This window comes from Falsiroseomonas sp. (assembly GCF_051859025.1).
In the GTDB taxonomy this organism is placed as follows: domain Bacteria; phylum Pseudomonadota; class Alphaproteobacteria; order Acetobacterales; family Acetobacteraceae; genus Falsiroseomonas.
On the sequence record NZ_JBHYGL010000008.1, the window covers coordinates 52,869 to 78,345 of the forward strand.

17 protein-coding genes are annotated in these 25,477 nt (G+C 71.2%); 10 read left to right on the top strand and 7 right to left on the bottom strand.

Features of this window, described 5'->3' with window-relative positions:
- From ACTIE5_RS10120 to ACTIE5_RS10130, 3 genes are all read right to left on the bottom strand, one after another.
- On the bottom strand, nt 1–1,178 hold a 1,178-nt coding region (locus ACTIE5_RS10120), incomplete at its 3' end, for a hypothetical protein (RefSeq protein WP_439549574.1).
- 96 nt (nt 1,179–1,274) lie between these two features.
- Nucleotides 1,275–2,396 (bottom strand): hypothetical protein, encoded by a 1,122-nt coding sequence (locus ACTIE5_RS10125; RefSeq protein WP_439549575.1) that lies wholly within the window; start codon nt 2,394–2,396, stop codon nt 1,275–1,277.
- 18 nt (nt 2,397–2,414) lie between these two features.
- Nucleotides 2,415–3,395 carry an NAD-dependent epimerase/dehydratase family protein gene (locus ACTIE5_RS10130; protein ID WP_439549576.1) on the bottom strand — a complete coding sequence of 327 codons (981 nt, stop codon included), beginning with the start codon at nt 3,393–3,395 and terminating at the stop codon, nt 2,415–2,417.
- Between the two features lie 577 nt (nt 3,396–3,972).
- On the opposite strand from ACTIE5_RS10130, the gene ACTIE5_RS10135 reads away from it, so the two are divergent.
- The 3 genes from ACTIE5_RS10135 to ACTIE5_RS10145 all read left to right on the top strand — a co-directional run bounded on the left by ACTIE5_RS10135 (nt 3,973) and on the right by ACTIE5_RS10145 (nt 12,206).
- Nucleotides 3,973–9,756 (top strand): glycosyltransferase, encoded by a 5,784-nt coding sequence (locus tag ACTIE5_RS10135; protein ID WP_439549577.1) that lies wholly within the window; start codon nt 3,973–3,975, stop codon nt 9,754–9,756.
- Nucleotides 9,757–9,893: 137 nt separating this feature from the next.
- Nucleotides 9,894–11,231, top strand: coding sequence for a UDP-glucose dehydrogenase family protein (locus tag ACTIE5_RS10140; protein WP_439549578.1), 1,338 nt, complete (start codon nt 9,894–9,896; stop codon nt 11,229–11,231).
- A gap of 144 nt (nt 11,232–11,375) precedes the next feature.
- Entirely contained in the window at nt 11,376–12,206 is an 831-nt protein-coding gene (locus ACTIE5_RS10145) for a tellurite resistance TerB family protein (RefSeq protein ID WP_439549579.1), read from the top strand.
- An 8-nt stretch (nt 12,207–12,214) separates the two neighbouring features.
- On the opposite strand, the gene wecB is transcribed toward ACTIE5_RS10145, so the two are convergent.
- Together wecB and ACTIE5_RS10155 are read right to left on the bottom strand one after the other, a co-directional pair.
- Entirely contained in the window at nt 12,215–13,291 is a 1,077-nt protein-coding gene (gene wecB, locus ACTIE5_RS10150) for a non-hydrolyzing UDP-N-acetylglucosamine 2-epimerase (RefSeq protein ID WP_439549580.1), read from the bottom strand.
- Nucleotides 13,288–14,652 carry a nucleotide sugar dehydrogenase gene (locus ACTIE5_RS10155; RefSeq protein ID WP_439549581.1) on the bottom strand — a complete coding sequence of 455 codons (1,365 nt, stop codon included), beginning with the start codon at nt 14,650–14,652 and terminating at the stop codon, nt 13,288–13,290. Before ACTIE5_RS10155 ends, wecB begins: the two co-directional genes overlap by 4 nt.
- Before the next feature lie 216 nt (nt 14,653–14,868).
- Here ACTIE5_RS10155 and ACTIE5_RS10160 point away from each other — a divergent pair, with 216 nt between their 5' ends.
- From ACTIE5_RS10160 to ACTIE5_RS10190, 7 genes are all read left to right on the top strand, one after another.
- The gene (locus tag ACTIE5_RS10160) at nt 14,869–16,383 is read left to right on the top strand and encodes a Y-family DNA polymerase (protein ID WP_439549582.1); all 1,515 of its coding nucleotides are present in this window, start codon (nt 14,869–14,871) and stop codon (nt 16,381–16,383) included.
- Nucleotides 16,384–16,386: 3 nt separating this feature from the next.
- Nucleotides 16,387–19,659 carry an error-prone DNA polymerase gene (locus tag ACTIE5_RS10165; protein ID WP_439549583.1) on the top strand — a complete coding sequence of 1,091 codons (3,273 nt, stop codon included), beginning with the start codon at nt 16,387–16,389 and terminating at the stop codon, nt 19,657–19,659.
- A 114-nt stretch (nt 19,660–19,773) separates the two neighbouring features.
- Nucleotides 19,774–20,679 (top strand): manganese catalase family protein, encoded by a 906-nt coding sequence (locus tag ACTIE5_RS10170; protein WP_439549584.1) that lies wholly within the window; start codon nt 19,774–19,776, stop codon nt 20,677–20,679.
- Nucleotides 20,680–20,775: 96 nt separating this feature from the next.
- On the top strand, nt 20,776–21,201 hold the full coding sequence (locus tag ACTIE5_RS10175) for a DUF1810 domain-containing protein (RefSeq protein WP_439549585.1): 426 nt from the start codon (nt 20,776–20,778) through the stop codon (nt 21,199–21,201).
- A gap of 81 nt (nt 21,202–21,282) precedes the next feature.
- Entirely contained in the window at nt 21,283–21,732 is a 450-nt protein-coding gene (locus ACTIE5_RS10180) for a hypothetical protein (RefSeq protein WP_439549586.1), read from the top strand.
- A 48-nt stretch (nt 21,733–21,780) separates the two neighbouring features.
- Complete coding sequence (locus ACTIE5_RS10185; protein ID WP_439549587.1) at nt 21,781–22,203, top strand: MarR family winged helix-turn-helix transcriptional regulator; 423 nt, start codon at nt 21,781–21,783, stop codon at nt 22,201–22,203.
- An 8-nt stretch (nt 22,204–22,211) separates the two neighbouring features.
- Nucleotides 22,212–23,351: an MFS transporter gene (locus ACTIE5_RS10190; RefSeq protein WP_439549588.1), complete on the top strand. Its 1,140-nt coding sequence runs from the start codon at nt 22,212–22,214 to the stop codon at nt 23,349–23,351.
- 3 nt (nt 23,352–23,354) lie between these two features.
- Here ACTIE5_RS10190 and ACTIE5_RS10195 read toward each other — a convergent pair whose 3' ends face one another.
- On the bottom strand, nt 23,355–23,945 hold the full coding sequence (locus ACTIE5_RS10195; RefSeq protein ID WP_439549646.1) for a DUF882 domain-containing protein: 591 nt from the start codon (nt 23,943–23,945) through the stop codon (nt 23,355–23,357).
- Nucleotides 23,945–25,432, bottom strand: coding sequence for a L,D-transpeptidase family protein (locus ACTIE5_RS10200; RefSeq protein WP_439549589.1), 1,488 nt, complete (start codon nt 25,430–25,432; stop codon nt 23,945–23,947). The genes ACTIE5_RS10195 and ACTIE5_RS10200 overlap by 1 nt, the downstream gene beginning before the upstream one ends.
- Nucleotides 25,433–25,477 lie beyond the last annotated feature (45 nt).

Genomic DNA, 25,477 nt, shown 5'->3' on the forward strand with positions numbered 1-25,477 from the left:
GCCGCCTCCGCGACCGGTTCCGGCGCCCGCTCCGCGGCTGGCTCCCGCACCAGCTTCCGCGCCGCCTCCGCGACCGGTTCCGGCGCCCGCTCCGCGGCTGGCTCCCGCACCAGCTCCCGCGCCGCTTCCGCGACCGGTTCCCGCGCCGCTTCCGCGGCGACACCCGGGACCGCCCCCTTCGCCCCCGCCCTGGCCGCCTTCTTGGCCGCCAGCGCCTCGGCCTTCGCCTTCGCCGCCTCCTGCTCCCGCACCAGCGCCTTCGCCCGCGCCACCGCTTCCTCCTGCCGCAGCGCCTCGATCCGCGCGGCGTTGGGGAAGTCGAAGGTGGCGTCCTGCAGGCCGAGGATGACGGTGCGGGTGAAGCCCGATGCCTCGAACTTCGCCGGGTTCATGTGCAGGCCGACCGCGCCGATGTAGCGCGCATGGACCAGGGCGGTGTTCAGCGCGACGCGGCCGAGGAAGTAGGTCACGGCCTTCTTCACATCGTCCTGGGAGGAGACGCCGACATCGATCCCCCGCGCCCGGTAGTGCCGCAGGATCTCCGCCCCCGGCCGGTCCCGGTAGTCCCGCCCCAGCGTCATGGCGTAGTAGTCCGCCATCACCGGCTGCATCTCCTCCCAATGCCGCCGGAACAGCCCGAAGCCCCAGAGATGGCCGAGCCGCTGCAACGCCCGGGCCTTCTTGCGCTGGTCCTCCTCACTCGCCTTCAGCTCGCCGTAGCAGGCGAAGTAGCCCACCTGCCCCACGCCACCCCCCGCACCGGCACCGGCACCGGCACCGGCACCGGACGCCGCGCAGGCGTCGCGCAGCCGGTCGAGCGTCGCCAGGTAGTTCGGCTCCAGCACCAGATCGTCCTCGAAGAAATAGGCGCAGTCGGCGCCGATCTCCCGGAACATGTGCGTCTCCGCGCGGAAGAAGTTCTCCGCCACGCCGATATTGTCCGCCGCCGCCATCACCCGCCCGGCCGGGAAGATCTCCCGGAACACGGCGATGCAGGCCTCGATCTCCGCGGCCTCGGCGCAGACGCGCCCGCTATGCGCGTTGCGCCAATTGTCCTGGAACAGGATCACCTCCCGCTCCTCGATCGCCGCGCCTTCCTGCGCCGCCAGGCTGGCCAGCACCTGCCGGAGGTAGTCCGGCCGGTTGAACGACATCACGGCGATGGGCGGGTGTCGCATCGATCCTGTCTTCCCATCCTGCGCGGCAAGCGCCGCGCCTTCCTTGTCTTATCAGGCCCGGCTTCAGTCAGTCCCGGCATCAGACGGTGCCGATCATCAGCTCAGGTAGAACCCCTTGCCCTGCGCCTCCCGGCTGCGGAGCAGGGACCGGCGCACCTGGCGCAGCGTGCGCACGCCGACATTCTTCTCGAAGTAGGCCTCGTCCGTCGGCAGCCGGTCCATCACCAGGCGCCACAGCGCCTCCAGCTCCGCCCGCGTGATCGGCAGGTCCGGGTTGAAGAAGCTGGCCCGCATGGTGGCGAGTTCGCGGTCATAGGCATCGCGGCGATGGGCGCTGCAGGCCTCGAACTTCTCGGCCGCGATCCGCTCCAGCACCTCGCCCCCGCCGGCGGGCACCACCGCCGGCAGCGTCTCCGCCATGGGCGCCTCGGCGAAGCCCTGGGCGGCGAAGCGTTCCTCCCGGAAGCTCTCCCCCACCGCGCCGATGTAGCGGGCGAAGCCCACATCGGTGTTGATGCGCGCGAAGCCGAGATCGGCGCAGGCCATGGTCTTCGCCACGTCCTGCGACGAGGCCATGGAGGAGACGCGGCAGGCGCCGAACAGCTCGACGATCCGCAGATGCGGCCGCGCCTGGTAGTCCACCTGCTGGTAGACCTGGTGGAAGGGCTTCAGCCAGGGCTGCATCGCCTGCCAGCAGCGGCGCGTCAGCCCGAAGCCCCAATGGTGTTCCAGCGGCACGATCTGCGGCGCCGCCGGGTCGCCCTGCCGGCGATGGTCGCCATAGGCCGCGAAATAGCCGAGCTGGTTGTGCCGCCCGAACCTTTCCGCCAGCACCTCCATCATCGCGAGGTAGGCCGGGCCGAGTTCCAGGTCCTCCTCGAAGAAATACGCGATGTCGGCGCGCAGCGTCTGGAAGGCGTGGCGTTCGCCGCGGAGGATGTTCATCGCGACGCCGAGATTCTCCGGCGCCGCATGGACCTGGCCGCGCGGGAACACTTCCCGGAAGGCGGCGATGCTGGCCTCGATCAGCGCGGGCTCGGCATAGGTGATGGAGGAACGGCGGGACTTCGCGCCATCCTGCATCAGGTGGATCGATGCCTCATCCACCAGCACGCCCTGCTGCGCCTTCAGCGACCGGCACAGCCGGCGCAGGTAGTCGGGCCGGGCGAAGGCGAAGATGATGATGGGGGCCTGCACGACCGGCATGGTGGCGGACATCGTTCGGGCCGTGCCCGTTCAGCCGAAATGCCCGCGCCACCAGCCGACGAAGCGCGTCAAGCCGGTGCGGAGGTCGGTGGTCGGCTGCCAGCCGAAATCCCGCTTCATGGCGGAGACGTCGGCGAAGGTCGCGGGCACGTCGCCCGGCTGCATCGGCATCAATTGTGTCACTGCCTTCACGCCCAGCAGTTCCTCGAGCATGGCGACCATGTCGAGCAGTTCCTCGGGGTTGCTGTTGCCGATGTTGTAGAGGCGATGCGCCGGCGCCGCCGGCGCGTGGTCCAGCGCCGCGATGATGCCCGCCACGATGTCGTCCACGAAGGTGAAGTCGCGGCGCATCTTCCCCTCGTTGAACAGCCGGATGGGGCGGCCCTTCAGCATGGCGTCGGTGAACAGCCAGTAGGCCATGTCCGGCCGGCCCCAGGGGCCATAGACCGTGAAGAAGCGCAGCCCCGTCAGCTTGATCTTGTAGAGGTCCACATAGACCTTCGACATCAGCTCCCCCGCCGCCTTGGTCGCGGCGTAGAGGCTGGCCGGGCTGTCCACGCGGTCCCCCTCCCGGAACGCGCCATCGGTGCGGGACCCGTAGACCGAGCTGGTGGAGGCATAGACGGTGTGGCCGATCCGCCCCTCGCTCCGCCGCACCGCCTCCAGGATCGCCAGGTGGCCGGTGACGTTGGCCGCCGTGTAGGCGAAGGGCGCTTCCAGCGACCAGCGCACGCCGGCCTGCGCGCCCAGGTGCACGACGCGGTCGATCGCCGGATCGGCCTTGAACATCGCCAGCACGGCGTCCTGGTCCGACAGGTCCAGATGGTGGAAGGTGAAGGCGCCGGGCGCGGCATCCCCGGTCAGCGCCGCCAGACGCGCCCGCTTCAGCGCGGGGTCGTAATAGGGGTTGAGGTTGTCGAGCCCGACCACCTGCTCACCCCGCGCCAGCAGCGCCTGGCAGACATGCGCGCCGATGAAGCCGGCGGCGCCCGTAACGACGATCTTGCCCATGGCTCAGCGCCCCGCCCAGGCGGCGGCATCGGCAGGCTGCGCGGCGGATGAAAGGCGCATCGGCGAGTTCCTTCGATTCCGCGATCCACCGGAGGAGGACGGCGACAGGCTGCCCTGATGGATGCGGTCGGTATGCCCGACCTATACCGACCAGGGCGACTGCCCGCCAGATGCACCCCGGCCTGCCCGGATGTCGCCTGTTTCGCGCCGCGACGATGTTTCCCGCCCCAACCGCCGCTTGTGCCCGGGGATGCAAAATGACGAGGCATGGTTGCACTAAAAACAGTCATTCACAACCAAGGGGCGTCGTGTCAGTTACATTAAGACGGTGCTCAGGGGCTGGAACGCCGCCGCGCGTCCAGGCTACACAACCGCCGACGTTGAGGGTATCGGTGTTTACAGACTATAAATCAGGCGGTTCCAGGACGGCAGCGGCCCAGGGCGTCCCGATCGCGACCCGCGAGACGGATGTCACGACGCCATGCCCGGCGGTGTTCCGCCCCGCCGTGGTGACCGGGCCGACACTGTCCCCAAAGACGGGGCCTCGACTGCAGCAGATCTTGGGACAAACCCACGCATGACAACGGTCAACATCGTCACGTCTGATCGGGGCTGGATCCTGGAGAAGCTGGCGTCCGAGGTGGCCGACCGCCTGCCCTACGTCACCTTCGGCGACGGCCGCGATCCCAAGGCAGCCATCCAGTACTACGTCACCTATTCCTGCCGCGGCCAGCGCCTGTCGCCCATCGAGGTCGCCTACTTCGCCCATCTGGAGCCCGAGGGCCCGGCCTACGACCAGTTCTTCAGGACGGCGCGGGAGGTGGAGCACTGCGTCTGCCACGCCCGCCTGTATGAAGGCGTGCTGCGCGACGCCGGCATCGACCACGTCACCACCATCTCCCCCGGCGTGGATACGGAGACCTTCCGGCCGAAGCTTCGCATCGGCGTCGTCGGCCGCACCTACCATACCGGCCGCAAGGGCGAACACCTGGTCGCCGCGCTGCAGGACATCCCGGAGATCGAGTGGTCCTTCACCGGCACCGGCTGGCCCGGCCCCGCGCTGGAACTGCCGGGCGCCGATTTGCCGGACTACTACCGCAGCCTGGACTACGTGCTGGTGCCCGCCCTTTATGAAGGCGGGCCGATGTGCGTGGTGGAAGCGCTGGCGAGCGGGACGGAAGTGATCGCGCCGGCCATCGGCTGGGTGCCGGAATTCCCGCATGTCGAATACCAGGTCGGCGACGTCGCCGACCTTCGCCGCGTGCTGCTGGAACTGGTGGAGAAGAAGCGCGCACTCCGCGCCTCCGTCATGGACCGCACCTGGGATGCCTGGGCGGAAGGGCATGACCGCGTCTTCCAGGGCCTGGCGAAGCAGCACGGCATCACGCTGCTCGCGCCGGAAACCAAGGCACGGCGCGCGGATCGCCCGCGCAAGGTCGGGCTTTTCCTGCACGGGAATGAGAACAAGTCGCAGGGCGGCCCCACCGTCCGCGTGCCCCGCCTGGCGCGCGAACTGACGCTGTCGGGGATCGAGACCGAGCTCCGCATCCACCCCGCCGCCCGCGGTTTCGGCGACCTAGACCTGGTGCATGCCTTCAACACCTGGTCGCCCTGGTCGGCGCTCGACCTGCTGCGCCGTGCGCACCGGGCCGGCCGGCCGCTGGTCTTCTCCCCCATCTTCCTCGACCTGACGCGCCGCGACCTGTGGCAGGAGAAGCTGCCGAAGCTGCTGACGGATGCCGAACCCGGCGCCGCCACCGATGCCGCCCTCGCCCCCTTCCTGGCCGAACTCCGCGCGCGCCGCGCCAGCGACGAACCGGGCGCCGAGGCCGTGCCCGGCTTCCACGCCGCGGTGCGGGAAATGGCGACGCTCGCCGACCACATGGTGTTCCTGAGCGAGCGGGAACGCGCGCGCCTCGCCCGCATCGGCGCGCCGGTGGACAATGGCACGGTGGTGCACAACCCCGTCGATGCGCAGCTCTTCGCCGATGCCGATCCCGCCCTGTTCGAACAGGAATACGGCATCAAGGACTTCGTGCTCTGCGTCGCGCGGATCGAGGCGCGGAAGAACCAGGTCATGCTGGTCCACGCGCTGCGGGACACGAACCTGCCGATCGTGCTGATCGGCCACACCGCCAACCAGCCCTACCGCGACATCCTGGAAAAGCACCGCACGCCCAATGTGACGGTGATCGACCGCCTGCCCCCCAATTCGCCCCTCCTCGCCTCAGCCTTCGCCGCCGCGCGCGTCGCCGTGCTGGCCAGCTGGGCCGAGGGCGCGCCGCTCGCCGCCCTCGAAGCCGCGGCCTCCGGCGCCAACCTGGTACTGAGCGACGAGTCGGGCGAGAGCGAGTATTTCGGCGACCGCGCCCGCTACTGCGACCCGGGCGACCCTGCCTCCATCCGCCAGGCGGTGATGGAAGCCTATGACGCACCGCGCGACACGGCGGCGATCCAGGTGCAGAAGGACTTCATCGCCACCACCTACAGCTGGGAACGCCACCGCGACGGCACCGAGGCTGTCTATGCCAAGGCGATCGGGGCCGCGAAGGCCCGCGCCTCCGCCACCCCCGAACGGGCCCCCATCCTGCCGCGCTCCCTCGCCGCCTCCGGCAGCCAGGACGTCGCCTCCCCCGGCGACTACAAGCCCGTCACGATCATCTACGACGTCACGACCAGCGCCAACCACAGCGGCCGCTGGACCGGCATCGCGCGCGTCGAGGCCGCGCTGGCGCTGGCGCTGCGCGCCGATGCGCGCGCCGACATCCGCTTCATCGCCTGGAACAACAAGGCCCGGCAATTCGTGGAGATGCCGTTCGAGGGCATCCGCGCCGGCAAGCTCTCCCGCCTCCTCGCCCATTACGACGACAACCCGCCGCCGCTGCTGTCGCTACCCGCCGGCGCGCACTACATCGTGCCCGGCAGCGGCTGGATGCAGAACGCGCTCTACGCCGAGAACGTCGTGGCGCTGGCCCGCCTGCACAAGCTGCGCTTGACGCCCATCATCCACGACATCATCCCGACCAAATTCCCCTTCTGGTTCAACGAAGGCTACGCCCCGGTCTTCGAACAGAACCTGACCATGCTGCTGGACGGCGCCGACCAGGTCGTCGCCATCTCCCAGGCCACGCGGCGCGACGTCGAGGACTATGGCGCGCGCGTCCAGGGCCTCTTCATCCCCGAGGTGCTGGTCCTGCGCGAGGGCGACGAGATCCAGCAGATCCTGCACGCGGAGGACCCGAAGGCCACCGCGGCGATGGAGAAGCAGTTCGGCCGCCGCCCCTTCGTGCTGACCGTCGGCGCCATCCACCAGCGCAAGAACCACAAGCTGCTCTACGATGTGTGGCTGAAGCTGGCGGAGCGCATGGGATCGCGCTGCCCCCACCTCGTCATCGTCGGCGGCGTCGCCTGGAACGGCCATGACGTGGCCCGCGCGCTGCGCGGCGATGCGCGCCTGAAGGACCACGTCACCATCCTCGATGGCGTCGACGACCTGGTGCTGGACTGGCTCTACGAGAACTGCCTGATGACGGTCTATCCCTCGTTGTACGAGGGCTGGGGCCTGCCGGTCGGCGAAAGCCTGCGCCACGGCAAGCTCTGCATCGCCGCCGACACATCGTCCGTGCCGGAGATCGCGCCGGGGCTGGTGGAGTTGCTGGACCCGCTCGATGTCGCGGCCTGGGCCACCAAGCTGCAATTCTACGCCGGCAGCCGCAGCGCCCGCGCGGCGGCGGAAGCGCGCATTCGGGAAGGCTACCGCCCCTTCGGCTGGAACGAATCCGCCGAACACCTGCTCGACCTCCTGGCCTCGAGCCAGGAACGCGCCCGCCCGCCGCGGCCCTACACGCTGGGCGCCATCGTCAATTTCGCGGACCGCGTGGCGGCGTCGCGCATCCGTGGCGGCGGCTGGCACCCGCTGGAACGCTGGGGCTGCTGGGCCAACCATGTCCGCAGCGAGTTGATCTTCGAACCCGGCGTTTCCCCCACCGAACCCCTGGTGCTGATGGCGGAAGCGCGCGCGCTGTCCTTCCCCAACACGCCGTTCGAGGTCCGTGTCCTTGCCAATGGCGTGCCGGTGGCGCGCTGGAAGCTGAAGGGCGGCGACCTCCAGACGCTTCACGCCGTGGTGCCCGCGGCGCTGGCCGCCCGCGGCCGCCAGGTCCGGATCGAATTCGAAAGCAGCAGCCTGACGCCGGTGCGCCAGGTCAGCAAATCCGACGACCAGCGCCTGGTCGGCCTCGGCATCGCCAAGGTGGCGCTGGCGCAGCTGTCGGGCGTGCGCGATGCCGGCGTCTATTTCGGCACCGCCACGCGGCCCGCGCACCGCGCCAGCCTCGGCGTGACCTATGCCGTGGGGGGGGAGACGCCGATCCAGCCCTTCCTCGCCGGCGCCTGGGGCACGCGGTCGGGCTGGGGCATGGTCAGCACCGATTTGCGCCCGCGCCTCGAACTCTCCCTCACGGAGATGCCGGGCCGCGACATCGACCTCGACCTCCGGCTGCGCCCGGTGGCGACCGCCGCCGCGCCCCTGCTCATGCTGGCCCTGGCGAATGGGGAGGAGGTGGGCGCCTGGACCTTCACCAGCGACACCCCAGCCACCGTCACGCTCCGCCTGCCCGCCGCGCTGCGCGCGCGGTCGGAACCCATCACCATCGACCTGGTGGCCGCCGATGCCCGCGCGCCCAAGGCGCTGGAACTGGGCGCGGCGGAGGAAACCTACGGCTTCGGCCTGATCGGCTTCGTGCCGCGCCTGGCCGGCACCGCGCCGCGCCGCGGCCGCCTGGCCTTGCCGCCCGGCGGCGCGCTCGCCATCACCTCCAGCCAGCAGGCGACGGAGATGTCGGCGCTGCGCGCGGCGCTCGGGCTCGACTGGCACGCCCCCGAACGGGTCGCGACCTGGAGCTTCGGCCCGACGGCCACCCTGCCCCTGATGCTGGGGCCTGACGCGGCCAGCGACGGCGCCCTGCTGACGCTGGAGGTGGAGGGCTTCAAGCCCGCCCCGGGCGCGCCGGCCGTGAACATCGTGGCCTCCGCCAGCGGCCGCATCCTGGGCCGCTACACGATGGATGCCGGCCGGATGGGCAGCATCGACGTGCCGGTGCCGCCCCACGCCATCGAATCCGACGGCGCGGTGGATCTGGTGCTGTCCGTCGATGCGGCGCTCTCGCCCTTCGTCGCCAAGGGCTCCAGCGACGAACGCCCGCTGGGCCTCCGCCTGGCCCGCGTCACGCGCCGCGCGCTGCCCATCCTGCGCAGCAACCGCATCCTGAAGTTCGGCGCCGACCCCGCGACCAAGGCGCAGGAGGAGGAAGCCGCCATCACCATGCGCGGCGACTGGTATCCGGCGGAAGCCTCGGGCTGCTGGAGCCGCGGCGATGGCGGCGGCCTGGCGATCGCCCCGGTGGTGGGGGATGACCAGGCCTGGCGCCTGTTCTTCCTCTGCCGCACCATCGCCGGCACCCCCGCCGCCCCCGCGGTGGTGGAGGTGGAGCTGAACGGCACGCTGCTGGACCGCTGGGAATTCACCGGCGACCGCACGGTGCTGGCGGAGGTGCGCGGCCTGGCGGAGCGGCTGGTGGACACCCCGGTCGCCACCCTGTTCTTCCGCCGCGTCGGCGCCGTCTCCCCCAAGGATGCCGGCATCAACACCGATGGCCGCCTGCTCGGCATGCAGTTGACGGCGGCGCTGCTGGTCGGCCCCGGCATCAATGAACGCAAGGTGCGGGACCGCCTGGCCTCCGCCGGCCTCGGCCGCCACCGCCTGCTGCAGGAAGTGGAACGCCCGCCGGAGCCGGAGCCCCCGCCGCCCCCCACCCCGCCGGAGCCCGAGCCGGTGGCTGAGGCGGTGCCGGAAGCCGCGCCCTCGGTCGCCGAACAGGTCGCCGAACAGGCCGCCGCCGAGGCCGCGGCCCCGCCGGAGGTGCCGAAGCTCAGCAGCATGCTCGACTTCTCGGTCGATGGCATGATGGAGGGCGTCACCCTTACCGGCTGGTTCAATGCCGAGCCCGATGGCCGCTGGTCGAATGCCGACAGCGCGGAAGTCCGCCTGCCGCGCCCGCCGGAAGCCGGGCAGACCCTCAGCCTCGAACTCTTCGGCCGCGTCTTCGGCACCCAGGTCAGCGGCCCCGCCATGGTGGAGGTCCGCATCGATGGCGTCGTCGCCACCAGCCTGCGGTTCGAGAATGACGACTTCACCCACCAGAAGGTGGAGATCGATTGCAGCCGCCTGAGCCGCGGCGGCACGGAAGTGCCTGTCAGCCTGCGCCGCGCCGGCGCCGTATCCCCGGCGGAGGCCGGGGAAGGCAGCGATGAACGCCGCCTCGGTGTCCTGGTGCACACCCTCGGCGTGGTGTGGCAGTAGCCGACAGGCGGGGCGTTAACCGCGTTCCGTCATGATCCGAGGGGGATGGCGCCGCCCGGTGCCCTCCCCCTCATCCCACTGGTCCGGGGCCCCGCCTGCCCGGAAAGCCTGCCTGTTTCGAAAAATGGAGTAGTCCGATGCGCGTGACGATGATTGGTTCCGGCTATGTCGGCCTGGTCTCCGGGGCCTGCTTCGCGGATTTCGGGCATGAGGTGATCTGCGTCGATGTGAACCAGCAGAAGGTCGATGACCTGAAGCAGGGGCGCATTCCGATCTACGAACCCGGCCTCGATGCCCTCGTGGTCAGCAACGCCGCGGCGGGGCGCATCTCCTTCACCACCGACCTCGCCAGCGCGGTCGCGGATGCGGATGCGGTGTTCATCGCCGTCGGCACGCCGTCCCGCCGCGGCGACGGGCACGCGGATCTCAGCTACGTCCGCGCCGCGGCGAAGGAGATCGCGCAGGCCATCCGCCGCTACACCGTGGTCGTGACCAAATCCACCGTCCCCGTCGGCACCGGCGACGTGGTGGAACAGATCATCCGGGAAACCCGGCCGGACGCCGAATTCTCCGTCGTCTCCAACCCCGAATTCCTGCGCGAAGGCGCGGCGATCGAGGATTTCAAGCGCCCCGACCGCGTGGTGATCGGCGCCAATGACGAACGCGCCAAGACGGTGATGGCGGAACTCTACCGCCCGCTGTCGCTGAACGCGGCGCCGATCCTGTTCACGGATCGCCGCACGGCGGAGCTGACGAAGTACGCCGCCAATGCCTTCCTCGCCACCAAGATCACCTTCATCAACGAGATCGCCGACCTCTGCGAGGAAGTCGGCGCCGACGTCCAGCTGGTGGCGCGCGGCATCGGCATGGACAAGCGCATCGGGTCCAAGTTCCTGAATGCCGGCCCGGGCTATGGCGGTTCCTGCTTCCCGAAGGACACGCTGGCACTGATCCGCAGCGCGCAGGATTACGGCGTGTCGCTGCGCGTCGTCGAAAGCGTCGTGGCCGTCAACGATGCGCGCAAGACCGCGATGGCGCGCAAGGTGGTGCGGGCCTGCGGCGGTTCCGTGCAGGGCAAGACCGTCGCGGTGCTCGGCCTGACCTTCAAGCCCAACACCGACGACATGCGCGACGCGCCCGCCATCAACATCATCGATGCGCTGCAGCGCGCGGGGGCGAAGATCCGCGCGCATGACCCGGTCGGCATGGACCAGGCCAAGGCGGTGCTGCACAACGTCACCTACACCGACAGCGCCTATGAATGCGCCACGGGCGCGGATGTGCTGGTCCTCGTCACGGAATGGGACGCCTACCGCGCGCTCGACCTCAAGCGCCTGAACCAGTTGATGAAGGCCGCGGTCATCGTGGACCTCCGCAACGTGTACCGGGAGGATGAGGTCGCCCGCGCCGGCTTCGAATACATCCGCATCGGCGCCATGCCGAAGCTCGGCCGCGCCGCCGCACCGGCGGCCTGACCCGAACCGGCGCCCGGGCCCGGGCCGGGTAGCCAGGGCCGGGGAGCCAGGGCCGGGTTGGCGCCGTCGGGTATGAGTCCGGTTGCGATGAAGCCGGCGTCAGGGACCGTTGAATGACCGGGCGGGGATCACGATCTCCGCCCCATGATCAACGCGAAGTCGCTGCTCGACAGTTTCCTCGGCCAGGGACGCCCCGGCCTCAACCAACCCGGCCTCAACCAACCCGGCCAGACCCAACCCGGTAGGGCCGCCACGCCCTACGGCTCCCAGGCCCCTACCCCGGGCGCCACCCAGGGTGGCGGCAGCCTGATGGACCAGGCGCGCGCCGCGCTCGGCCAGGTCAGCGGCGGCAGCTTCGCCGGCGGCGCCGCGGCGGGCGGCATCCTCGGCATGGTGCTGGGCGGGAAAAGCATGCGGAAGCTGGGCGGCAGCGCGCTGACCCATGGCGGGGCCGCCGTGCTCGGCGCGCTGGCCCATCGCGCCTGGCAGAACTGGCAGCAGGGCCAGGCGCCGGCCAGCGCCCCGCTTGCGAACACGGGCGCCGCGACCCCGGCGGAGGCGCGGGACCTCGACCCCCGCTTCATCCCCGGCGCCACCCCGGCCGCCGATGGCCAGCCCTTCGAACTCGCCCTGATCCGCGCCATGATCGGCGCCGCCAAGGCCGATGGCCATGTCGATGCGACGGAACGCGCCCGCATCTTCGAACGGGTGGAGGAAATGGGCCTCGACCCCGAGGCCAAGGCCTTCGTCTTCGACGCGCTGGACCAGGACATGCCCGTGGCCGCCATCGCCGCCACGGCCCGCACGCCGGAACAGGCGGCGGAGCTCTACCTGGCGGCGCGGATGGTGATGGACCCGGACCAGGCGGCGGAACGCGCCTGGCTCGGCGCCCTCGCCCACCGCCTCCGGCTGGACCCGGGCCTGGCCGCGCATCTCGACCGCCAGGCGGAGGCCGCGGCGCCACCGGCCGCCTGAAGGCGCCCTCAGCCGCCCGCCAGCAGTTCCGCCAGGTGCGCGCGGATGCGCGCGCCTACCTCCCGGTCCCACAAGGGCACGGGCAGCGCGCGCGGCCAGGCGCCGGCCAGCACCTCCGCCACCGCCGGCACCAGCGTGGCGGGGGAGACGAGGCGCCCGCTGGACAGCGTCAGCGGCCTTTCGGTGCTGTCGCGCAAGGTCAGGCAGGGGGTGTCGAGCAGCATCGCCTCCTCCTGCACCCCGCCGCTGTCGCTGGCCGCGAAGGCGGCGCCATCCAGCAGCGCCACGAAATCCAGGTAGCCGAGCGGTGGCAGCACGCGGATGCCGGGCGGCGGCTTCAGGCCGAAGGATTGCATCCGCAGCCGCGCGCGGGGGTGCATGGGCCAGGCCAGCGGCAGGTGGCCCGCCACATCCCCGATCGCGTCCAGCCAATCGCCGAGGCGCGCCGCGCTGTCGACATTCTCCGCCCGGTGCAGCGTGACCACCCCGTAGCCCCCGCGCAGCAGCCCGGCGGGCAGGGCGCGGGCGCGGGCGCGATCCAGGCTGTTCAGCAGCGTATCCGCCATGGTGTTGCCCACGGCCCGCACGCGCGCGGGGTGGTGGCCGGTCGCCACCAGCATCGCGGCATCGGCGTCATTCGTCGTCCAGAGGATGTCACTGATGGCATCGACGGCGCGGCGGTTGATCTCCTCCGCCATGTTCCAGTCGCCGCCGCGCAGCCCGGCTTCCAGATGCGCCACGGGGATGCCCATCTTCCGCGCCGCCAGCGCCGCCGCCAGCGTGCCGTCCACATCGCCGACCACCACGGCCAGCGCCGGCCGTTCCACCCGCCAGGCGGCCTCGCAGGCCATCATGGTGCGGCCCGTCAGCTCCGCATGGCTACCACCCGCGACCCCCAGCGCGACATGCGGCGCCGGCAGGCCGAGGTCATCCAGATGCTGGCCGAACAGCGCATCGTCATGGTGCTGGCCGGTATGCAGGATGCGCGGCGTGCAGAAGCCGTCATCCTTCGCCAGCGCGCGCCACAGCGCCGCGATCTTCGGCAGGTTCGGCCGCGCGGCGGCGACCAGGTGAAGGATCGTCACGCCTTCACGATATGCGGGCCATGCACGCCGGCCCGGGCGCAGGCGTTGCGCGTATCCACCACCAGCCGCGCCGCCCGCGCAATGGTGGCGTGGTCCACATCGTCATGGTCCGTCGCCACCAGCACGGCGTCGTAGCCCGCGACGCTGGCGGCATCCGCCGGCACGGATCGCCGCCCCGCGAGTTCCGGATGCTCCCGCGTCCGCGGCACTTCCGGCACATGCGGGTCGTGGTAGTCCACCACCGCGCCGCGCGCTTCCAGCAGCCGCGTCAACACCAGGGACGGGCTTTCGCGCAGGTCGTCCACGTTGCGCTTGTAGGCCATGCCCAGCAGCAGGATGCGCGCCCCGTTCAGCCCGCGGCGCGCCTGGCGGTCCAGCGCCTGGGCCAGCTTCTCCACCACCAGGCGCGGCATCAGCGTGTTCACCTCTCCCGCCAGTTCGATGAAGCGGGTGTTGATGCCGAATTCCCGCGCCTTCCAGGTCAGGTAGAAGGGATCGATCGGGATGCAGTGGCCGCCGAGCCCCGGCCCGGGCTGGAAGGGCATGAAGCCGAAGGGCTTGGTGGAGGCCGCCTCGATCACCTCCCACACATCGATGCCCATCGCGTCGTAGATCGTCTTGAGTTCGTTCACGAGGGCGATGTTGACGGCGCGGAAGATGTTCTCCGTCAGCTTCACCGCCTCCGCCGTCGCGGCCGATGAAACCGGCACGACCCGCGCGACCACGCCCGCATAGAAGGCGCAGGCCAGGTCGAGCGCCGCCCGCCCATCCCCCCCCACCACCTTCGGGATCGCGGCGGTGGTGAAGACCGGGTTGCCCGGGTCCTCCCGTTCCGGCGAATAGGCCAGGAAGAAGTCGTGGCCGCTGAGCAGGCCCGTCTCCTCCAGGATCGGCTTCACCAGTTCCAGCGTGGTGCCCGGCCAGGTCGTGGATTCCAGCACCACCAGCTGCCCGCGCCTGAGGCACCGCGCGATCGCCCGTGCCGTGCCCTCGACGAAGGAGAGGTCGGGCTCCCGGTGCCGGTCCAGCGGCGTGGGCACGCAGATGATGAGGAGGTCCGCCTCCTCCAGCCGGTCGAAATCCGCCGTCGCCTCGAACCCCGCGCCGGTGATCGCCTCCGCCACCGCGGCATCGCCGATGTGGCGCAGCGGCGATCGCCCCTGGTTCAGCCCCGCGACCTTGGGGGCATCGATGTCGAAGCCGATCACCTGATGGCCGGCCCGGGCGGTGGCCAGCGCCAGCGGCAGGCCCACATAGCCAAGGCCGATGACGCCCGCGATGGCGTCCCGTGCCTCGATCCGTCGCATCAACTCGGCGGCGGCCAGCGGGATCGTTGCTGGCGCCGCGTTGGTGTCAGGCATCCTGCCTCGTCTTCGCCGGGCCTGGTGGCCGCCCGGTCACATCACGCTTCCGTGATGAAACCGCACCTCACCGAGGCACGCAACCCTGGGGTGATTATCCCACCACAATTCCGCCTCCAGGGGGATGAGTTGGCGCTTGATCCAGCCCTGATTGAAGAGTACAAAACAAGAACTAACGCCCCCAGGGCCGTCGCGACAGCCGGGATGACAGCCACCATGAGCACCGGAAGCGACATCGCGGGGCCCGAATCGTCACTCGAATCGGCGCGCCGCCACCTGGCCCTGCTGCTGCCCTGCCTGCCCGTGGATCGCCTCCGCCGCCTGGGGCTGCAGGGTCCCGTCCTGCTCTGGCAGGGCATCGGCCCCCGCCGCGCCGTGGTGGCCTGCGATGGCGTGCCCGGCATCCGTCCCGGCCAGGCGCTGGGCGATGCCCGCGCCGTGGCGCCCGAAGCCCAGGCGCTGGAAGCCGATCCCGCCGCCGATACGCTGTTCCTGCGCGACCTCGGCCTCTGGTGCCTGCGCTTCACGCCGCTGGTCGCCACGCGCGGCACGGATGCCCTGCTGCTCGACATCGCCGGCGCCGCCCACCTGGCGGGCGGGGAGGATGCGCTGCTGGATCGTGCCGTCGCCGGCCTCGCGCGCCTCGGCATCCAGGCGCGGGGCGTGGTCGCGGACCATGCCGCGGCGGCCCTCGCCCTGGCGCGCGGCGGGCGGGATGGGCTGGTGGTAGCGCCGGGCGGGGACCAGGCCGCCGTCGCCCCCCTGCCCCTGGCAGCCCTGCCCATCGATTCCGACACCATCGCGGCGCTGTCGCGCCTCGGCCTCCGCCGGGTCGAGGATTTGCACCGCCAGCCCCGCGGCCCGCTCTCCCGCCGCTTCGGCGCGGGGCTGCTGCGCGCCCTGGATGAGGCATCGGGCCTGCTCCACACCCCCATCACGCCGCTCCGCCCGCCCCCGGTGTTCGAGGTCGCGCGGGAATTCCTGGAACCCGTCGCGACCCGCACCGGCATCGATGCGGTGATGCCCCTGCTGCTGGATGCGCTCTGCGCCCGCCTGACAGCCCAGTCCCAGGGCGCCCGCCGCCTGGTGCTGCGGGCGCATCGCGTCGATGGCGGGGTGCAGGAGATCGCGATCGGCACCAGCCTGGCCAGCCGCGACGCTGGTCACCTGTCCCGCCTGTTCCGCGACCGGCTGGATGCGCTGGCGCCCGGCCATGGCTTCGAACGCATGGCCCTGGCGGCCGTGGTCACCGAACCCCTCACCGGCATCCAATCCGGCTTCGCCGGCGCCGGCGCCGCGGCGCGGGAGGAGGAGCTGGCCCGCCTCTTCGACCGCCTCGCCCAGCGCACCCAGCTCTGGCGCCTGGCGCCCCGCCCCTCCCACTGGCCGGAGCGGGAGGTGATGCGCGTTGCCGCCACCACCGCCATCGCGGTGCCGCAGGGCTGGCCCCGCGCCATGCGCCCCGTCCGCCTGCTGCGCCGGCCGAGGGAGGTCACCGCCATGGCCCTGCTGCCCGATGCGCCGCCCCAATTGCTGCGCATCGGCAACCAGGCGCTGCGCGTGCGCGCGGCGGAGGGGCCGGAACGGCTGGAACCCGAATGGTGGCGCGACCCGCCCGGCCGCCAGGCACGGGACTACTACCGCGTCGAACTCGCCACCGGCGCCCGGCTGTGGGTCTGCCGCCTCGGCTTCGGGGCGGAGGCGCGGTGGTTCATCCATGGGCATCTGTAGGACGTGTTCGCCGAACTCGCCGCCCTCTCGAACTTCACCTTCCTCGAAGGCGCCTCCCATCCGCGGGAGCTGGTCGCCGCCGCCAAGGCACTTGGCATGCCCGCCATCGGCATCGCGGACCGCAACTCCGTTGCCGGCCTGGTGCGCGGCATGGTGGCGGCGGAACAGGTCGGCATCCGCTACGTCCCCGGCATCCGCCTGGTGCTGGACGACGCCGCCGAATACCTGGCCTGGCCCACGGACCGCCCAGCCTGGGGCCGCCTCTGCCGGATGCTGTCGGAGGCACGCATGGAAGGCGAGAAGGGCGAGACCCGCCTGACCCGCGATGCGCTGATCGCCGCATCGGAAGGCCAGGTCATCGCCCGCATCCCCTCCCCTGACATGGGCGCCAGCCTCCGCGCCGATGCCGCCGCGCTGCGGGGCCGCCTGGCGCTGCCCCTCATGCTCGCGGTGGACCACCGCTGCCGTGGCGACGACCAGGCGCGGCTCGACCGCCTCTCGGCGCTGGCGGGCAGCGCGGGCATCGGCCTCATCGCCGCCGGCGGCGTGCGCTACCACGCGGCGGAACGTCGCCGCATCGCCGATGTGCTCGCCGCCATCCGCCTCGGCGTCACGGTGGAGGAATTGGGCTTCGCCGCCGAACCCAACGCGGAAGCCCAGCTCCTGCCCCCCGAGGAAGTCGCCCGCCGCCTGCCTCGGCACCCGGAGGCGCTGGAAGCGACACTCCGCGTCATGCGCGCCTGCAGCTTCTCGCTCCGCGACCTCTCCTACGAATACCCGGAGGAGATCCTGGACCCCGGCCGCACCGCGCAGGAAACGCTGGCCGCGCGCGTCGAGGCCGCCTGCCTGGAACACTATCCCACCGGCACGCCGCCCAAGGTGGCGCGGCAGATCGCGCATGAACTCTCGCTGATCTCCCAGCTCGACTACGCCGCCTATTTCCTGACGGTGCATGAGATCGTGCGCTTCGCGCGCTCGAAGGGCATCCTCTGCCAGGGGCGCGGATCGGCGGCCAATTCCGCCATCTGCTACGTGCTCGGCATCACCGCCGTGCCGCCCGACAAGCACGACATGCTGTTCGAACGCTTCATCAGCGCCGCCCGCGACGAACCGCCCGACATCGATGTCGATTTCGAACACGAACGGCGCGAGGAAGTCATCCAGCACATTTTTTCGAGTTACGGCCGCGATCGTGCGGCACTGACGGCAACCCTCATCCGCTACCGCGAACGCAGCGCGATCCGCGAAGTGGGCAAGGCGATGGGGCTGACGGAGGATGTCACCGCGCGCCTCGCCAAATCCGTCTGGGGCTCCGGCGACAAATCCCTCAACGACCTGGCGGAGGACAGCGGCTACGCCCCCGATGGAGACCCGAAGCTCCGCATGGCGATGGAGATCGCGGAGGAGGTGCAGGATTTCCCCCGCCACCTGGCGACGCATGTCGGCGGCTTCGTCATCACCAAGGGTCCGCTGATCGAACACACCGTCGTCGTGAAGGCCGCGATGGAAGGCCGCACCACCATCGAATGGGACAAGGACGATATCGAGGCGCTTCGCATCCTCAAGGTCGATGTGCTCGGCCTCGGCATGCTCACCTGCATCCGCCGCGCCTTCGATCTGATCGAGGGTGCGACAGGGAAAGGCTGGACGCTCGCCTCCGTCCCCCAGGACGATCCCGCCACCTATGCCATGCTGCGCCGCGCGGATTCCGTCGGCGTCTTCCAGGTGGAAAGCCGCGCGCAGATGAACATGCTGCCGCGTCTCCGCCCCGCGAAATTCTACGACCTCGTCGTACAGGTCGCGATCGTCCGCCCCGGCCCGATCCAGGGCGACATGGTCCACCCCTATCTCCGCCGCCGCAACGGGGAGGAGGAAGCGACCTACCCCTCGCCCGAACTGAAAGGCGTGCTGGAAAAGACGCTCGGCGTGCCGCTGTTCCAGGAACAGGCGATGCAGATCGCCATCGTCGGCGCCGGCTTCTCCCCCTCCCGCGCCGACCAGCTTCGCCGCGCCATGGCGACCTTCCGCAACACCGGCGAGATCTGGAAATTCCGCCAGGATTTCTGCGGCGGCATGGTCGCGCGGGGATACGAACAGGAATTCGCGGAGCGCTGCTTCAAGCAGATCGAGGGCTTCGGCACCTACGGCTTTCCCGAAAGCCACGCGGCCAGCTTCGCGCAGCTCGTCTACATCTCCGCCTGGATCAAGCGCCACCACCCCGCCGCCTTCGCCGCCGCCCTGCTGAACAGCCAGCCCATGGGCTTCTACGCGCCGGCGCAGATCGTGCGGGACGCGCGCGAACACCACGTCGAGGTCCGCCCCGCGGATGTCACGCGGTCGGATTGGGATTGCACGCTGGAACACTCCCTCCCCCGCGCTTGCGGGGGGTTGCGGCACTGCCACGACGCCGAAGGCTGGTCGGGGTGGGGGTCTGCGCAACCCCCCCTCCGCCTCGGCCTCCGCCTCATCGCCGGGCTGCACCAGCACCACGCGGAATCCCTCATGGCCGCGCGCGCCGATGCCCCCTTCGCAGACATCCCCGACCTCGCCCGCCGCGCGCGGCTGGATCGCGGCGCCATGCAGGCGCTGGCCCGCGCCGATGCCTTCGGCCCCCTCGCCCAGGGCCGCCGCGGTGCCCTCTGGGAAGCCGCCGGCATCGAGGCCCCCCTCCCCCTCTCCCAGGCCCGCGACGCACAACTGCCGCTGCTGCCGCCGGAAACCGCCGGGGAGGAGACGGTGCTGGACTACGCCGCGACGGGCCTCTCGCTCCGCCGCCACCCCATGGCGCTGCTCCGCGCCGCCATCCGGGACCGCGGCGCCGTCGATACGCGCGGCCTCATCGCCTCACGCCAGGGAAGCTGGATCAAGCTCGCCGGCCTGGTGCTGGTGCGGCAGCGCCCGGGCAGCGCCAAGGGCGTGGTGTTCTTCACGGTGGAGGATGAATTCGGCACCGCCAACCTCGTCCTCTACCCCGATGTCGTGACGCGCGACCGCGCCGCCGTCGTCGCCGCCCGCCTGGTCATGGCGGAAGGCCGGGTGGAGCGGCATGAGCAATCCGCCGTGCCCATCATCCATCTGCTGGTGAAGCGGCTGCATGACTGGTCCGGGATGCTCGATGGCCTGCACCGCCTCGATGCCGACGACCCCAGCTGGAAGCGCACCCTCGCCCGCGCGGATGAGGTGGAGCGCCCGAACCTGCACGACCCCCGCGACCCCACCATCCGCGACGCGAAACGGAACGCCACCGCCATGCCGCCATCGCGCGACTTTCGTTAGCGCAACAAGCACTCGCTCATCCCGCCTGCCATCTGCACCCCCCACGCGGAACATCCACGCACCATCCCGCGCGGCCGGCGTTGCCCCTCCGAACCACCAACGGAGACGCCCCCGATGTTCATGCGCACCGACAAGCTGCTGATCGACCTGCCCGAGCCCACCTCCGCCGACCCCAACGCCGCCGCCGCGCTGCAGGAACTGCTCGGCGGCAAGTTCGGGGAGATGTCGACCCTCAACAACTACATGTTCCAGTCCTTCAACTTCCGCTCGAAGTCGAAGCTGCGTCCCTTCTACGACCTGGTCGCCTCCATCACGGCCGAGGAACTGGGCCATGTCGAACTGGTGACGAATGGCTGCGCGCTGCTGGCCAACGGCCCGCCGGAAAAGGCGCCGAAGGGCGAGCCTGGCGACACGCCCTTCGACATGATGAAGGATGTGCGCGACCCCTCCGCCTTCTTCAGCGGCGGCGGCGCCGGCCTGCCCTTCGACAGCATGGGCCGCCCCTGGAACGGCACCTTCGTTTTCCACACCGGCAACCTGGTGCTGGACCTGCTGCACAATTTCTTTCTCGAATGCGGCGCGCGCATGCACAAGCTGCGGGTCTATGAGACGGTGTCGGACAAGACGGCGCGGGAGGTCTGCGGCTACCTGCTGGTGCGCGGCAGCGTGCACGCCCAGGCCTACGCCCTGGCGCTGAAGAAGATCACCGGCGTGTCGATCGAGAAGATGCTGCCCGTGCCGAACATCCCGCTGTCCAACATCAAGGAATCCGCGAAGTACGAGGCGGAGGGCATCCATCGCCGCCTGTATACGAACAGCCCGGAGGACTACAAGGCGATCGCCGGCATCTGGTCCGAGGACGAGACCACCTATGACGGCACCGGCCCGCTGGTCGTGATGAACGGCCCGCCTGAATCCGGCAAGATCCCCGACCTCGCCGGCGCCTCCTCCGCCTTCACGCCGGACTACGCGCCGGAGGAGATCTTCGAGATCGCGAAGAAGCTCTGGCAGGCGTCGTAACGCCCCCACGCGACTGCCCCCTCCCCCGCGCTTGCGCGGGGGTTGCGGCGCTGCCGCAACGCCGCAGGCTGGTCGGGGTGGGGGTAGGGTACACCCATGCCCCCATCACCCCACCCTTGGGACCCCACCCGCTTCCTCGCCGCCCAGGACCCGGTCATCGACCAGGTGCGCGCCGAACTCGCCGCCGGCCGCAAGCGCACGCATTGGATGTGGTTCATCTTCCCCCAGCTCGACGGCCTGGCCCGCAGCGACACTGCCCGCCACTACGCCCTGCATTCCCTGGACGAGGCACGCGACTGGCTCGCCCACCCCATCCTCGGCCCCCGCCTGCGGGACTGCACCGCACTGGTCAACGCCGCCGCGCCGCGACAATTGGCGGAAATCCTCGGCGGGATCGACGCCCTGAAGTTCCGCTCCTCCATGACCCTCTTCGCCGCCGCCGCCGCCGACCCTCTGTTCGCGGAAGCCCTCTCCCTCCACTGCGAAGGCCAGCCGGACCCCCACACCCTCGCCCTGCTGTGACCGCCGAACCGCCGCCGCTAATTGCGAACGCTTCTCATTTGCGATAGACCTGGGCTCCGACAGGTACAGGAGCGATTCCCCATGGCGACAACCGGCCTTCCCCGCTGGCCCTGGACCAATGCCGAGGCCGAGGCCCTGCCCGTGGCCGAGCGCCTGGCGATCGACGCCGCCCGCGCCTGGGCCCGCGCCGCCCGCACCGGCACCCCCGCCCTGCCCGCCATCCGCCACCTGCTGGCGACGGAGGACGCCGGTGAGGCCGCGGAGCCGCTGGACCGCCTTCTCCGCGCCCTGGCACAATCCCCCCTGACGGTCGGCTGCCCCCTCTGCCCCCGCCTGGTGGGGGAGGAACCGGCCCTGCTCCTGGCACTCGCCTGCGCCCAGCGCGGGCCGAGGCGGGAGGCACTCGCCTGCCTGCTGCGCCGCATGCCGCCCTGGGACGCCTATGCCGCGACCGCCGCCGCCATCGAGATGGGCTGCGCCTTCCGCCGCGCCGGGCTGCGCTTCGCCGACCCGTGGGGGGAGACGCCGTGACCAAAGCATCATGTGACGGCGCCCGGCCCCTGGTGCATATGCACCAGGGTGACGCCAGAGCCTGACCTCCGCGCCTGTTTCGGCTTCCGCACCCGCCGCGCCATGCGGGCGCTGACGCGGCACTATGAACGGCACCTGGCGCCCGCCGGCCTGAAGCCGACGCAGTTCAGCGTGCTTGCCGCGCTGCGCCTGCGATGCCACCGGGACCTGACCCACCTGGCCGAGATGCTGGGCCTGGAACGCACCAGCCTGCTGCGCGCGCTCGCGACCCTGGGGGCCGCCGGCCTGCTGGCGCCGGATCATGCGCTGACGCCGGCCGGGGAGGCCCGCTTCGCCACCGCCCTGCCGCTGTGGCAGGCGGCGCAGGAAGCGGTCGCGGCCGAGCTCGGCGACCAGGCAGGCGCCATCGCCATCCTCGAACAACTCGGCGAACGGCTCGGCCGTCCCGCCCGCGCCCCCAAGGGGCCATAGGCATATCCATGGATCGCCGCATCTGGCTGCTCACCGCGGCGCAATTCGCCTCCGCCACCGGGGCCTATGCCTTCACCGGGCTGCTCGCCAATTTGGCCGCCGATCTCGGCGTGTCGCTGGCCACCGCAGGGCAATTGGCCGCCGCCTATGCGCTGACCTACGCCATCACCGGCGCGCCAGTGGCCGCGCTGACCGCCAGGCTGGATCGCCGCGCCATGCTGGTCTGGGGCCTCGGCCTGGTGGCGGTGCTCAACATCGCGACCGCCTTCGCGACGGATTTCACCACGGCGCTGGGGCTGCGCGTCGCGGCGGGGCTGGCGGTGACGCTGGTGATGCCGGGGGTCGCGGCCTCCATGCTGGTCCCCGCCGAACAGCGGGGCCGCGCCATCGCCATCGTGCTGTCGGGGCTGACGCTGGCCTTCTCCCTCGGCATTCCCCTCGGCACCGCCATCGGCGGCGTGGCGGGGTGGCGGGGCTGCTTCATCTTCTCGGGCGCGCTCTCGGCGCTGGCGGCGCTTGGCGTGCAGTTCGGCCTGCCGAGGCTGCCGAGCACGGACCGGGGCGGCGCGGCGTCCCTCGGCATCATCCTCAAGCCCGCCATCGCGACGCTGCTCGGCACCACGCTGCTGGCCTTCGCGGGGCTGTTCTGCATCGCCGCCTATCTCGGCCCCATCGTGACGGCGACCACGGGCATCGAGGGCAGCGGCATCGGCGCCATCCAGGTCTTCATCGGAATCGGCAGCCTGGCCGGCATCGCGATGGGCAGCCGCGTGGCGAACAGCGTGGGACCGCGCACGCCGGTCGCGCTGTTCCTGCTGCTGGCGGTGGCGCTGGTGGGCTACACGGCCCTGCAACTCACGCCCCAGGCCTTCTGGCACGCGGCGCCGCTGGCGCTGTGTGTCTTCGCGGGCTCGGTGGCCTTGTTCGCGCTGGCGCCGCTGGTGCAGACGCGGCTGATGCACCTGGCGCCGCAGGACCGCGCTGTCGCCATCGCGCTGAACGGGGCCACCACCTTCGCCGGCCAGGGCGCCGGCGCGGCCTATGGCGGCATCGTCATCGGCGCCGCCGGCCTGGCCTGGACCGGCCTGGCCGGCGCCATGCTGGCAGCAGCGGGCGCGGCGCTCGCAGTCAGGGCCTTCAGGAAGTAGGCGCTACCAGCGCCGGACGGGCCCGCAATCCAGGTGCACGAAGCCGTCGCGGGAATAGAGCCCGACGCCGCCGAGTTGCAGTTCGGACGCGACCCTCGCCAGCCCCAGCCCCTGCCGCCCCGGCAGACGGCAATCCGCCGCCATGCCCGACATGTGCAGCGACACGGTGGAGACGCGGCGGCTCCGCCCCGCATTCCGCGCATTCGTCTCCGGCGTCCGGTAGCCGCTGACGACCTCATAGGTCTCGTCGCTGTCCAGCGTCCACGCCAGGGTGGACATCACGTCGAACAGCCGCGGGTCCATCGGCGTGAGTTCGGCGGCGGAGAGGTCGCGGAACACGGTGTCGAGTTGCCGCAGCGCATCCCGGTCATACCGCCCGTCGCGCCAGTAGACGCCGGAGAAACTATCCCCCACCACCTGGCGACGGACCCGCAGCACGCGCGGCGCGCCCCCTTGCGCAATGGCACCCTGGGCGATGGCCGGGGCTGCCGCGCCCGCGACGGCCACGCCCACCGCAGCGGCCACGAAGCCGCGGCGCGACGTGCCATGCTCCACGCCGTCGCAGCAGGGGCAGCCCGCCCCGAACAGCCGCATCACCGCGCCGCGACCTGCACGGGCCGCACGGCGGCCATGGCACGGGCATAGGCCGCGTCGAGTTCGTAGATATCCGGCCTGATCCGCACGCGACCCCCCGCTTCCACCGTCACGGTGTCATAGCGCAGGAGCAGCGGAAGTTGCCGGCGGAGCGACACGGCGCTGGTGGTCCGCGCCTCGATCGCCCGCAGCGCGCGCGGCAGGTCCCAGCCCGGCATCCCCTCCAGCAGCAGCGCCATCAGGTCATTCGGCCGGTCCAGCCTGATGCAGCCGGAGGAGAAGGCCCGGTCCGGCCGCCGGAACAGATGCCGGTCGGGCGTATCGTGAAGGTAGATGTCGTCATTGTTCGGCATGATGAACTTGATGCGCCCCAGCGCCGAGAAATCCCCCGCATCCTGCCGGATGAAGAAGGGGATGCGCTGCGGGTTGATGCTGGCCCAGTCGATGGTGCGCGGGTCGATCTCCTGCCGCTGCCCGTCCACCATGCCAAAAACGCGAAAACCCTTGTCGATCATCGCCTGGGGGTCGCGGCGGAAGCGCGGCAGCAGATCCTCCCGCGCGTTGCGTTCGGGCACGCCCCAGGGCGGGTTGAACTGCAGCGCCGTCATCCGCACGCGCAGCATCGGCGTGGCGCGGTCCCGCCGCCCGACGATGACGGCCATCGTCAGCAGGTCGCGTCCTTCCTCCACCACGCGCAGCGTATAGTCGGGCACGTTCACGTCGATCCGGCGCTCCGACGGCTCCGGCATCCGCGCGCGGGCCATGTCCATGGCGACGCGAACCTGGTCCACCCGCGCGGCGAGCGGCCGGTTCAGCAGCCCGATCGAGATGCGGCCAACGCGCCCATCCACTTCCAGCCCCTGCGCCGCCTGCCAGCGCCGCACCGCTGCTTCCAGCACACTGTCATAGCGCGCGCCGGCATCGGGGGCGGCGGCCAGCACCGGGTCCTCCACCGAAAGCCGGGCCCGCAGCGCCGGGATGCGGACGGCATCGACGCTGCCGGGATCGATCGTCGTGTCGCCCGGGATGATGGCGCCCTGGCCGCGGCGCGCGATCTGCTTCTGCGCCAGCAATTCCGCCTTCAGCGCCGCGGCGCCGGGCGGCAGCAGCGCGGCGCGGTCGATCAGCGCGGCCGGATCGGGCGTCGCCGCCAGTTCCGCCAGCCAGCGATCCATGCCCACCGCCGCCAGGTCACGCCGCAGATCGGGCCGGCCCGGCAATTCCCGCACCCGCCCGCCCAGAAGGTCCATCAGGGCCAGGGACGCCGCCCGGTGCAGCGCCAGGCGGTAGGACGCCACATCCACCGCCGCCAGGGCGGTATCGGGGATGCCGTAGTGCCGCGGGTCCAGCCCATCCTCATCCAGCCGCAGCAGCCGTTCCACCAGGCGCAGCGTGGCGCTGGTGCTCTCGGGGGTCTGTGCCGCGGCAAACGGCACCCCGGCCAGGGACAGGGCGGCGGCAAGCAGGGGACGACGGGCCGTGTTCATGCGCCAGGAATACCGAAGCGCCAAACCCGTTGCAAATCCTGCGAT

Excerpts from the sequence above, each read along its gene's own strand:
- ACTIE5_RS10125 (WP_439549575.1), bottom strand. The coding sequence starts at position 2,396 with ATGTCCGCCACCATGCCGGTCGTGCAGGCCCCCATCATCATCTTCGCC.
- ACTIE5_RS10130 (WP_439549576.1), bottom strand. The coding sequence starts at position 3,395 with ATGGGCAAGATCGTCGTTACGGGCGCCGCCGGCTTCATCGGCGCGCAT.
- ACTIE5_RS10135 (WP_439549577.1), top strand. The coding sequence starts at position 3,973 with ATGACAACGGTCAACATCGTCACGTCTGATCGGGGCTGGATCCTGGAG.
- ACTIE5_RS10140 (WP_439549578.1), top strand. The coding sequence starts at position 9,894 with ATGCGCGTGACGATGATTGGTTCCGGCTATGTCGGCCTGGTCTCCGGG.
- ACTIE5_RS10145 (WP_439549579.1), top strand. The coding sequence starts at position 11,376 with ATGATCAACGCGAAGTCGCTGCTCGACAGTTTCCTCGGCCAGGGACGC.
- ACTIE5_RS10155 (WP_439549581.1), bottom strand. The coding sequence starts at position 14,652 with ATGCCTGACACCAACGCGGCGCCAGCAACGATCCCGCTGGCCGCCGCC.
- ACTIE5_RS10160 (WP_439549582.1), top strand. The coding sequence starts at position 14,869 with ATGAGCACCGGAAGCGACATCGCGGGGCCCGAATCGTCACTCGAATCG.
- ACTIE5_RS10170 (WP_439549584.1), top strand. The coding sequence starts at position 19,774 with ATGTTCATGCGCACCGACAAGCTGCTGATCGACCTGCCCGAGCCCACC.
- ACTIE5_RS10175 (WP_439549585.1), top strand. The coding sequence starts at position 20,776 with ATGCCCCCATCACCCCACCCTTGGGACCCCACCCGCTTCCTCGCCGCC.
- ACTIE5_RS10180 (WP_439549586.1), top strand. The coding sequence starts at position 21,283 with ATGGCGACAACCGGCCTTCCCCGCTGGCCCTGGACCAATGCCGAGGCC.
- ACTIE5_RS10190 (WP_439549588.1), top strand. The coding sequence starts at position 22,212 with ATGGATCGCCGCATCTGGCTGCTCACCGCGGCGCAATTCGCCTCCGCC.
- ACTIE5_RS10195 (WP_439549646.1), bottom strand. The coding sequence starts at position 23,945 with ATGCGGCTGTTCGGGGCGGGCTGCCCCTGCTGCGACGGCGTGGAGCAT.
- ACTIE5_RS10200 (WP_439549589.1), bottom strand. The coding sequence starts at position 25,432 with ATGAACACGGCCCGTCGTCCCCTGCTTGCCGCCGCCCTGTCCCTGGCC.